Origin of the sequence: Pontibacillus litoralis JSM 072002, from assembly GCF_000775615.1 — a bacterium.
Classification (GTDB): Bacteria; Bacillota; Bacilli; order Bacillales; family BH030062; genus Pontibacillus; species Pontibacillus litoralis.
This window is the reverse complement of sequence record NZ_AVPG01000014.1, coordinates 73,197-84,579: the sequence shown is the minus strand read 5'-3', so window position 1 is coordinate 84,579 and position 11,383 is coordinate 73,197. Positions and strand designations below refer to the sequence as shown.

Annotated in this window: 9 protein-coding genes; all 9 read left to right on the top strand. The window is 41.5% G+C overall.

What is annotated here, in order from left to right:
- Positions 1-343: 343 nt before the first annotated feature.
- Positions 344-2,056: a phospho-sugar mutase gene (locus N784_RS10155; RefSeq protein ID WP_036834629.1), complete on the top strand. Its 1,713-nt coding sequence runs from the start codon at positions 344-346 to the stop codon at positions 2,054-2,056.
- A gap of 169 nt (positions 2,057-2,225) precedes the next feature.
- On the top strand, positions 2,226-3,314 hold the full coding sequence (locus tag N784_RS10150) for a glycosyltransferase family 4 protein (RefSeq protein WP_036834628.1): 1,089 nt from the start codon (positions 2,226-2,228) through the stop codon (positions 3,312-3,314).
- A 69-nt stretch (positions 3,315-3,383) separates the two neighbouring features.
- The gene (locus N784_RS10145; protein ID WP_084600225.1) at positions 3,384-4,514 is read left to right on the top strand and encodes an LCP family protein; all 1,131 of its coding nucleotides are present in this window, start codon (positions 3,384-3,386) and stop codon (positions 4,512-4,514) included.
- A 239-nt stretch (positions 4,515-4,753) separates the two neighbouring features.
- Positions 4,754-5,647, top strand: a complete 894-nt coding sequence (galU, locus tag N784_RS10140) for a UTP--glucose-1-phosphate uridylyltransferase GalU (RefSeq protein WP_036834626.1) — start codon at positions 4,754-4,756, stop codon at positions 5,645-5,647.
- A 152-nt stretch (positions 5,648-5,799) separates the two neighbouring features.
- Complete coding sequence (locus N784_RS10135) at positions 5,800-6,564, top strand: YveK family protein (RefSeq protein WP_036834625.1); 765 nt, start codon at positions 5,800-5,802, stop codon at positions 6,562-6,564.
- Positions 6,536-7,231 (top strand): CpsD/CapB family tyrosine-protein kinase, encoded by a 696-nt coding sequence (locus N784_RS10130; protein WP_036834622.1) that lies wholly within the window; start codon positions 6,536-6,538, stop codon positions 7,229-7,231. Before N784_RS10135 ends, N784_RS10130 begins: the two co-directional genes overlap by 29 nt.
- Positions 7,232-7,379: 148 nt before the next feature.
- The gene (locus N784_RS10125; protein ID WP_036834621.1) at positions 7,380-8,144 is read left to right on the top strand and encodes a tyrosine-protein phosphatase; all 765 of its coding nucleotides are present in this window, start codon (positions 7,380-7,382) and stop codon (positions 8,142-8,144) included.
- Positions 8,145-8,224: 80 nt separating this feature from the next.
- On the top strand, positions 8,225-10,045 hold the full coding sequence (locus N784_RS10120; RefSeq protein WP_036834620.1) for a polysaccharide biosynthesis protein: 1,821 nt from the start codon (positions 8,225-8,227) through the stop codon (positions 10,043-10,045).
- Between the two features lie 155 nt (positions 10,046-10,200).
- Complete coding sequence (locus N784_RS10115) at positions 10,201-11,331, top strand: DegT/DnrJ/EryC1/StrS family aminotransferase (RefSeq protein WP_036834618.1); 1,131 nt, start codon at positions 10,201-10,203, stop codon at positions 11,329-11,331.
- Positions 11,332-11,383: the final 52 nt, after the last annotated feature.

The following is an 11,383-nucleotide window of genomic DNA, read 5'->3' as shown; positions in this document are numbered from 1 at the left end:
GTCGCTCCCGCTCGAAGGCAAGTCGCTCGTCTGCCGGTGCAAGTCGCTCCCGTTCGCATGCAAGTCGCTCGTCCGCGTGTGAAAGTCGCTCCCGCTCGAAGGCAAGTCGCTCGTCCGCATGTGAGTCGCTCCCACTCGAAGGCAAGTCGCTCGTCCGCCGATGAAAGTCGCTCCCGCTCGAAGAAAAGTCGCTCGTCCGCGTGTGTGAGTCGCTCCCGCTCGAAGGTGAGTCGCTCCCCTCTGTCCCCTACCATCATTTTTTCTACAAAATGATGGTACTATTCTGCTGGGAAATCTTATACAATAGAAGTTGTAGTGATTATACATATAAAGGGTGGATCGAATGAATTGGAACGAGGAATACCGACGTTGGAATGAATTTGATGCTTTAGATGAGGCGCTGAGGGATCAACTCAACGCTATGCAAGGTCAAGATGAAGCAATGGAGGATGCCTTTTACAAAAATTTGGAGTTTGGCACAGGTGGTATGCGTGGCAAGCTTGGACCTGGAACGAATCGAATGAACATTTATACCGTTCGGCGGGCAGCTGAGGGTCTTGCTTATTATCTAGAAAACAAGGGGAACGAGTGGCTGCAAAAAGGTGTGGCTGTTGCGTATGATTCGCGTTATATGAGCCAGCAGTTTGCGGTGGAGGTTGCTCGTGTGCTTGGTCGTCATGACATTCCTACATATGTTTTTTCATCGTTGCGTCCGACGCCTGAACTCTCGTTTGCGGTGCGTCACCTTCGCGCAGCGGCAGGTATAGTCATTACGGCAAGTCATAACCCACCAGAGTATAATGGATTTAAAGTGTATAACGAAGATGGTGGTCAAATGCCGCCTGCACAAGCAAATGAAGTAATCCATTATGTAAATCAAATTGAAAATGAATTAATGATTCCAGTTATAGACCAATCCTCACTAGAGGCGAAGAAGCTACTTACGTGGATAGACGATGAGGTGGATGAAGCGTATTTAGAGCAGTTAAAGACGATTCAGCTTCACTCTCTTGCTAGTGGTAAGCTTGCAGAAGACTTATCGATTGTATTTAGTCCATTGCATGGCACGGCGACACATTTAGTGGAAAAAGGGCTGCAGCAGATTGGCTTCGAGCACGTTCACGTTTTAGCGGAACAAGCGAAGCCTGATCCTGAATTCTCAACAGTTGCATCACCGAATCCAGAGGAACATCAGGCATTCGAAATGGCTATTGCAAAGGGGAAAGAAGTAAACGCGGATATATTACTTGCGACGGACCCTGATGCGGATCGTCTAGGTGTTGCGGTCCCAACGGAAGCAGGCGAATATACAGTGCTGACCGGCAACCAGACCGGGGCGCTAATGCTTGACTACATATTGTCACAGCAACAGCTACCGGATAATGCCATTATGATTAAGACCATTGTTACTTCCGAGTTTGGCCGCATCATTGCAGAGCATTACAACATCGATACGCTCGATACATTAACCGGGTTCAAATTCATTGGGGAAAAAATCCGCCAATTCGAACAGTCCGGCGATCATCAGTTTATGTTCGGCTATGAAGAAAGTTACGGCTACTTAGTGAAAGATTTCGCCCGTGATAAAGATGCCGTTCAAGCAGCTGTTCTTGCCGCAGAAATGGCTGCCTATTGGAAAGCACAAGGGAAAACGTTGCTTGAAGCACTGGAGCAATTGTACGAGCGCCACGGCTACTTCTTAGAGGGATTACAATCCATGAAGATGGAGGGAAAGGCAGGAGCGGAGAAAATCGAGCACATTATGAACGATTTCCGCACCAATCCATTAACAGAAGCAGGCGGTTTACAAGTAATTGCGGTGGAAGATTACAGCACATCGACTCGCCAATATGTGCACGACGATTCCACCGAACAAATCGACTTACCACAAGCCAACGTACTGAAGTTTATTCTAGAAGATGATTGCTGGTTCTGCTTACGTCCATCTGGAACAGAACCGAAAATTAAATTTTATTACGGCGTGAAATCAGGTGAGCGTCATATGAGTGAAGCAAGACTGCAAAGCGTAAAAGCAAGCGTCAAGGAACGAATCTAACCAAACCCCCCAAGCATCTCTTATGAAAAAAGGGAAGCTGGGGGTTTTTTGATATGGTAGGCATAACCTCTTCCAAAATGTGAAAAGATAATTTAAATTCTCAACGTAAGAAATTTATGATAATATTAACAAAGTGTTAACATAAAAGTAACGATGGGAGGGGGGACTTATGTTCGACATAACAACCCTAATAACCGGATTCTTTATTTCGTTAGTTACGACCTTAATGATAACTGTACCGATAAAAAAGTTAGCGATATATTTAAAGTTTGTAGATCATCCGAATTACCGTAAATTGCATACAGGTATTAAACCACGTATGGGTGGATTAGGAATATTTATTGGAATGTTAATGGGATTGTGGTATTTTCAACCGTCCCACATTTATTTCACGCCGATCATGATTGGTGCTTGTGTCATTACAGCTACTGGACTAGCGGATGACCGCTTTCAGATTCGTCCCACATGGAAGTTGACAGGACAAATTATAGCCGCTTCTGTACCCATTCTCTCCGGTTTAATGATTGACAAAATTACCATCCCTTTTTTAGGTATTACAGAATTAGGGTATTTAAGTGTACCAATTACGTTTTTGTGGATTATTGGTGTGACGAATGCCATAAACTTAATTGATGGGCTTGATGGCTTGGCGGCCGGTGTATCTACTATTGCGCTCATTACGATTACGACGTTAGCGGTGATGGATTATCGCGTGACGGTTGTGTATATTTGTATCGCCTTAATCGGCAGCAATCTCGGCTTCTTATTTCACAATTTCTACCCGGCGAAGATTTACATGGGGGATACTGGTGCGCTATTACTCGGCTACATGATTAGTATTGTCTCTATGATGGGCTTGTTCAAGAATGCGACGCTATTTAGTTTCGTCATTCCTGTCGTTGTATTAGGTGTTCCAATCTTCGACACGTTATTTGCGATTGTGCGTAGGAAGTTGAACGGACAGAGTATTGTGTCACCAGATAATAAACATATTCACTATCGACTCCTACAAGCAGGATTTAGTCATCGAACTACTGTATTGATTATATATGCATTTAGTGTAGTGCTTGGTGCGTTGGCGATTATATTCTCGAACTCAGCACTTACAGTAACAATAATTGGCGTATTTATACTTCTACTTGCTATTCATATTTTGGCGGAACTAGCAGGACTCGTCTTTAATGGCACGCGTCCTTTATTAGATTCGATTAATAGGGTATGGTGCAACGTGAAGAAGAAGAAAGTAGACGAACGCTAATAGTAGGACAAGGTTCATGGTTTGCAAGGAAGAAAAGAATGAGGAAATTCAAAGGGGAAGGGTTGAATAATGAAGAAGCCGATTTATGTGAATCGTAACAATATGATAATGAAAAAGAAGAAAAAAAGACGTAGAAGAGTAGCGATGCTGCTTATTATAATCTTCCTGTCTGTTGGAGGTTACTTCGCTTATACATTTGCAGAAACGTATCAAGCAGCGAAGAATTCGTATGACGATTTAGGGCGAGAGAAGTCAGAATTTCGTGAAGAGAAAGTAACGATTTCCAATGATCCTGTGTCCGTGCTATTAATGGGAGTAGAATCCTATTCGACAGATGGAGCAAATGGAAGAACTGATGCTTTAATGCTCGCAACCTTTAACCCGGAAGATGGTAGCACGAAATTGTTAAGCATTCCACGTGACACTCGTGTCGATATACCTGAACACGGCATGGACAAAATCAACCACGCCTATGCGTATGGTTCAGAAGAGCTTACCATTCAAACGGTAGAGAACTTCTTTAACATACCAATTGATTACTATGCGACGGTAGACTTTGAAGGATTTAAGAACATTGTCGATATTCTTAATGGTATTGAAGTAGATGTACCGTTCGACTTTGAAGAGCGAAGTGACGAGAAAACGGGTGCAGAAATGTTACAATTTAAAGAAGGTACTATGACGTTAAACGGACGGGAAGCCCTTGCCTATGCCCGCATGAGGAAAGAAGATCCAAGAGGCGATTTAGGAAGAGTGGAGCGACAGAAGCAAGTGTTAGAAGCAATGGTTGATAAACTGACAAGCATGTCCACTATTTTTAAAACGAAAGGCATTGCCGAAGAAATTGGTGCGAATGTACAGACGAATTTAAGACCAGGAGAGGGCCTAGCGTTTTATAATAAGTATTCTGACTTCAACGTAGATACGATGGAACAAGTTTCACTAGACGGTTATGATGATTATATCAATGGAATCTATTATTATATGCCGGATGAAGCCTCGCGTCTGGAGATAGAACAAGAGTTTAAGATTCACCTAGATTTAATGGAGCCTCAAGAAGACGTTACGGAAACACAGTCAGATGAAGGTGAAGCGACAACATACTTCGAAGAGGATCCAGCCTATGAAGAGCCGGCAGCTACAGACCCATCCTTGCAACATTCACAGCCAGAACCAACTTATACCCCAATGAATGAATAAGATGATAAGCCATGCAACTCCTTTGTGAATTGCATGGCTTGTTAACGTTAACAAAAAGTTAACAAAGATTGAAAGGACAAACATGTAAATTAAATGTATAATATGAAAAGTGATACATGTTACCACATCTTACAGAATGAGCGAAAAATCGCCAAAGTTCATGTAAATTATTGCTTAACTATAAATGTATGGTAAAATAATGGCATATTTATTAACAAAATTAAGGGAGTTGACTGCTCGTGAAAGTGCGTAAGGCGATTATTCCGGCAGCCGGATTAGGGACACGTTTCCTGCCTGCAACGAAAGCCCAACCGAAAGAAATGTTACCGATTGTAGATAAGCCAACCATTCAATACATTGTTGAAGAGGCGGTGGCATCAGGTATTGAAGATATTATCATCGTATCTGGCCGCGGGAAGCGTGCTATAGAAGACCACTTTGATAAATCATATGAATTAGAAGAGAAGCTTTATGAAAAAGGGAAATTAGATAAGCTGCAAGAAATCCAAGGAATTGCGAATTTAGCTAATATTCATTACATACGTCAGAAAGAACAGAATGGATTAGGCCATGCGATCGCATGTGCGAAGAGCTTCATTGGGGATGAACCATTTGCTATTTTACTCGGTGATGACATCGTTCAAAGTGATAAGCCTTGCTTGAAGCAGCTTATGGAAGTGTATGAACAAACCGATGCATCTGTTGTCGGCGTGCAGCCTGTAACAGAAGAGCAAGTATCAAGTTACGGAGTAGTGACGCCAACAGACGGCGCTGATTTATCCGAAGACCGCATTGATATCGTGGATTTAGTCGAGAAACCGAAAAAAGAAGAAGCACCATCTAATTTAGCCATTATGGGACGTTACGTACTCACCCCAGAAATATTCGACATGTTAGAGACGCTCCCACCTGGAAGTGGCGGAGAAATTCAATTAACCGATGCTATTAAGTTATTAAACCAAGAGCAAAAAGTAACAGCATACAATTTCACCGGTACTCGTTACGATATCGGCAACAAAGTAGGCTTTATTGAGGCGACAATAGACTTTGCTTTAGAACGAGAAGAAATGAAAGAAGAAGTTGCTAAGCTATTAAAGGCGAAAGTGGAAACGCTTTTCAATAAGTCGAAGTAACCAACGAAACGTCTCGGTTATAGATTGACCGAGACGTATTATCCTTTGTTAATCATTTGAAAAGTGTGTCTTTTTCTTAAAATGAGATAGAAATACGCTTGAAATATGTTATACTTTCAACAGAATTGGACGAACTGGAGGATTATGTGAAAATGGAAGAAACGATATCATTAAAGGAGATTGCTGAAGTGCTGAAGAAGCGCTGGCTTATGATTGTATCTCTTAGCCTTGGAGCACTTATTGCTTCTGCAATCATTAGCTACTTTATGCTGACTCCGACGTATGAAGCGACAACGCAATTCATAGTGAATTCACAACAAGGCCAAGAGCAAAACGAATATGATGTGAATGATATTCGAACAAACGTAGAACTCATTAATACATATAACGTGATCATAAAAAGTGATCGAATACTTGCTCCGGCAATTGAAGAAGCAGATTTGGACATGACAACAGCACAGTTAGAAAGTCAATTATCGGTTTCCAGTCAGGAAAATTCGCAAGTTGTAAACGTTACAGTTACAGATGAAAGCCAACAAGTCGCAGCAACCATCGCGAATACGGTGGTGGAAGTATTTCAACAAGAAGTGCCTGATTTAATGAATGTAGATAACGTTAGTGTGCTATCAGAAGCGCTAGTAAAGGAGAATCCTTCCCCTGTAAGCCCGAATCCACCACTTAACATGGCGATTGCTCTTATTATTGGCTTAATGGTTGGAGTAGGAATTGCCTTCTTATTGGAATACTTAGACCAAACTCTTAAAACCGAAGAAGATATCGAAGCCCACTTAGGTGTATCCGTATTAGGGGTCATTTCAACCATTGAGGAAAGTGATATTCAGCATCGAGTAGGGAATGTATCACGCAATCAACAAAGGGGTGTAGCACATGTGGAAAAAACAAAGAAAACCATCTAGACACCAAGCAAGAACGCTGATTACTGATTTGAATCCGAAATCCCCTATTGCAGAACAATTCCGTACGATTCGAACGAACATTAACTTCTCCTTCGTTGATACTGATATGGAGACATTAATGGTCACCTCATCAGGGCCGTCGGAAGGGAAATCGAGTATTACAGCCAATCTAGCCGTAGTGTTTGCTCAACAAGGCAAATCCGTTTTGCTTATTGATGCGGACTTACGAAAGCCGACGCTTCATTATACTTTACGCACGAATAACACGGTTGGGTTAAGTAGTTGCTTAGTCGGCACACAAACGCTAGAGGAGACGGTGCAGACGACAGCCATCGACAACTTATATGCTATGACATCTGGACCTATCCCACCGAATCCGTCTGAATTACTAGGATCAAGGGCAATGAGAAAGTTAATTCACGATGCCCGCGCAAAGTATGACGTCGTTATATTCGATACGCCACCAGTCCTAGCGGTAACCGATGCACAAATCTTATCAAACTTGTGTGACGGTACGATTCTCGTCGTTCGCCATAAGCAAACGGACATTGAACAGGCCAAACGTGCGAAAGAATTGCTGGATAAGGCAGAAGGTAAATTAATAGGCACCGTGCTAAACGATATGAATAAACAAAAACAAAATTATTACTATTATTACGGGGATTAATAACGAAATAGTAACAACGTGTAAAGTTAATGAAAAAAGTGAAAAATATGGACTTTATTAAAGCATCTTACAATTAATTGTGTTAAAATGTAATATGTTGTTCAAAAAGTCCTATTCAATAAATTCCATAATAAGGGTGGGGAGTAAAATGATAGATATTCACAGTCACATATTACCTAGCATTGATGATGGAGCCAAAACCGTTGAAGATAGCTTGGCAATGGCAAGAGCGGCAGTAGCAGACGGTATTCATACCATTATCGCTACTCCTCATCACAATAATGGACGCTATAGCAATGAAGCACAATTTATTAAAGAGCAGACAGCAGAACTGAATGAACATATTAACAACGCTAACATTCCACTTACTATTCTACCCGGGCAAGAGCCACGAATATATGGAGAGATGGTAGAAGACTTACAGCACCATGTAGCTCTTCCGTTAAATGACACGCAATACGTCTTTGTCGAGTTTCCATCGGACCATGTACCACGTTATTCTGGCCAGCTGTTGTTTGATATTCAAGTTGCTGGCTATCAACCTATTATCGTCCATCCAGAACGGAATCAAGATCTAATGAAACATCCTGATCGACTACATAAGTATGTTGAGAGAGGCGCCTTGACACAAGTCACAGCAGCGAGTGTATGCGGGAAATTCGGTAAGAAGATTAAGAAGTTTACCAATCAACTAATTGAAGCGAATTTAACCCACTTTGTTGCAAATGACGCCCATAATACCACTACAAGAGGGTTCTGCTTACAACAAGCTTATGGGGAAATAGATGCTGAATTTGGACAAGCGAAGACCTTCATGTTGCAGGAAAACGCTGAACTACTTACACAAGGGGAACATGTCATTATTGACCCGCCAAGTCCAGTAAAAAAACAGAAAATACTTGGTTTATTTTAAATGAAACCAGGCTTTTTTTGATAATACATAGGCTTTTTTATAGGATAATTCATACGTGAAAAAAGAAAGGGGAGTGTCAGGTGACGTACCGGAAACGATTGACCTTACTCATGATCATTGATTCATTGATCGTCATATCAGCCATCTATGTTGGTCAATACTTACTAAGTCGAGCCTTTCAACTGAATACGTTTATGATCATTACGTCCTTATCTTTGCTACTAGGACACCATTTATTTGCTCATTTATTTAAGTTGTACAAGAAAGCATGGCAATATGCGAGCATTCGAGAACTGTTAGAAATTTTTAGAGCGATTACGTTAACTGTCATTTTTGCTGCCATTATTCAATACATATTCTTTCAAGACATTTACTTTAGAGTGTTAGCTGTAACGTGGATGCTACACATCTTACTTATTGGAGGGACACGCTTTTCCTGGCGTTTATATCGGGATACGTTCATGAATCCTCCAACCGATAAACCGAACGCGTTAATTATCGGAGCTGGTTCGGCTGGTACGATGGTAGTAAGGCAATTGCAACGAAGCGGCGAAGCCGACCTTCACCCAGTAGCATTCATCGACGACGATGTCCGCAAGCACGAACTCGAAATATTAGGCGTACCCGTAGTAGGTGGGGTATCGGAAATACAACGTACTGTAACGGATTTTAATGTCGAGAATATCGTGATTGCCATTCCATCACTAAGCAAAGAAGAAATCAATCGCATATTCGACGAATGTAGTAAAACAAAAGCCAAAACCAAAATCCTCCCTCGTATTGAAGGATTGATGACAGGTGATATTACCGTCAACCAATTCCGTGATGTCGAAGTAGAAGATTTACTAGGAAGAGAACCAGTCCAACTAGATACAGGCCATATTGCCGATACTATTGCAGGCAAGTCAGTCCTTGTCACAGGAGCGGGCGGATCAATAGGTTCGGAAATTTGCCGCCAAGTTTGCAAATTCAAACCAGGCAAAATCATCTTACTAGGCCATGGTGAAAATAGCATTTACACGATTGAAATGGAATTACGCTCACTGTATAAAGACACTATTGACATCGTAACCGAAATCGCGGACGTTCAAGACGAACACAAAATGTTTGAAGTAATGGCGAAACATGAGCCACATGTCGTGTACCATGCTGCCGCACACAAACACGTGCCATTAATGGAACGCAACCCAGAAGAAGCAATCAAGAACAACGTCATCGGCACGCACAACACCGCAAAAGCAGCCAGTACATACGGCGTGAACACATTCGTCATGGTATCAACGGATAAAGCTGTCAACCCGACAAGTGTCATGGGCTCCACCAAACGAATGGCAGAAATGTTAGTACAGCATATGGATTCGATCAGCGACACACGTTTTGTGGCGGTCCGCTTCGGTAATGTTCTTGGAAGTAGAGGAAGCGTAATCCCGCTATTCAAGAAACAAATACAAGCAGGAGGTCCTTTAACTGTAACCCATCCAGACATGGTACGTTACTTTATGACGATCCCTGAAGCATCTCGCCTCGTCATACAAGCCGGCGTACTAGCCAAAGGTGGCGAAATCTTCGTCCTCGACATGGGCGAACCCGTCAAAATACTTGACCTAGCCAAGAACCTTATTAAACTATCAGGCTATTCCACTGATGAAATCGGGATAGAATTCACTGGCATGCGACCAGGCGAGAAAATGTACGAGGAATTACTCAGTAAAGATGAAGTACACGACGAACAAGTGTATCCGAAGATTTATGTCGGAAAATCATGTGATCCGAATGTAGACGCCGTTCTAGAAATGGAAAGTAACTTTGCGCATATGAGTAAGGAACAATTAAGGGAACGTGTGTTGGATATTGCACATGGGCGATATGAGAAAAAAGATAACTTATCAGCGGTTAAATAAGTTGAGATAGCTGGTTAGTAGTGAAGAAACTAACCAGCTAATCACCTATGAAGAAATTAGTGCATTAGTAGTTGCTTGGAATAATAACCTGTAAGATTCCAAGCAAGTCCTAATCTACTAAAGAATTAATCCAATTGAGGAAGGAAGACTTGAAGATGGAGACAACAAAAGCGAACGAAAGAATATTTCTCGCATCACCACATATGAGTGATGAAGGCTATGAATTGCAATATGTACAAGAAGCTTTTGATACTAACTGGATTGCACCATTAGGGAAGAATGTAAATGAATTTGAGAAAGAATTAGCGAATAAAGTAGGTTCTAAATCTGCTGCCGCCCTCTCTTCTGGTACAGGAGCTATTCATCTAGCACTAAGAGCAGCTGGTGTTGGTGAGGGAGATATCGTTTTTTGTCCTACACTTACGTTTTCCGCTACAGCAAATCCAATAATTTACCAAAATGCCACTCCAGTATTTATAGATAGTAACTATGAAACTTGGAATATGTGTCCTAAAGCACTAGAACAAGCATTTGAGAAGTATCCAGAGGTAAAAGCAGTTATTGTTGTTCACCTTTACGGACTTTCTGCTGATATGGACAAGGTTATGGAAGTTTGTAAGAAGCATAATGTTGTAGTTATTGAAGATGCAGCAGAGTCACTAGGTGGTTATTACAAAGGGCAGCAAACAGGGACATTTGGCGATTATGGCATCTTCTCTTTTAACGGAAATAAAATTATTACGACTTCTGGTGGTGGGATGCTGGTTTCCAATAATGAAGAGCGAATAGCTAAAGTAAGATTTTGGGCTACTCAATCTAGAGATCAAGCAAGGCACTATCAACATAGCGAACTAGGCTTTAATTACCGCATGAGTAATGTGGTTGCTGGTATTGGAAGAGGACAGTTAAAGGTGTTAGAAGAGAGAGTAGAAAAGAAGAAATACATCTTTGAATATTATAAGAGAGAACTTGGCGAACTGGAAGGTGTTAAATTCATGCCTGTTAATGAATGGGATGAACCAAACTTCTGGTTGAGTTCAATGACGTTAAGTGGCAAAGTTACTCCGATTGAAGTTATGGAGGCTCTTGAAAAAGAAAACATTGAATCCAGACCAATATGGAAGCCAATGCATATGCAACCATTCTTTGAGAAGTATGATTTTGTTGGATCGGATGTATCGGAGAAATTATTTGAGAAGGGTGTATGTTTGCCTTCTGATACGAAGATGACGGATGAGGATTTGGCGAGAGTTGTAGAAATTATAAAGGGGTTTTGGTTAAGTTAATAAAAGCCTAATAATAGTATTGTTAAATTACCAACTATAATTATTGTTAGTC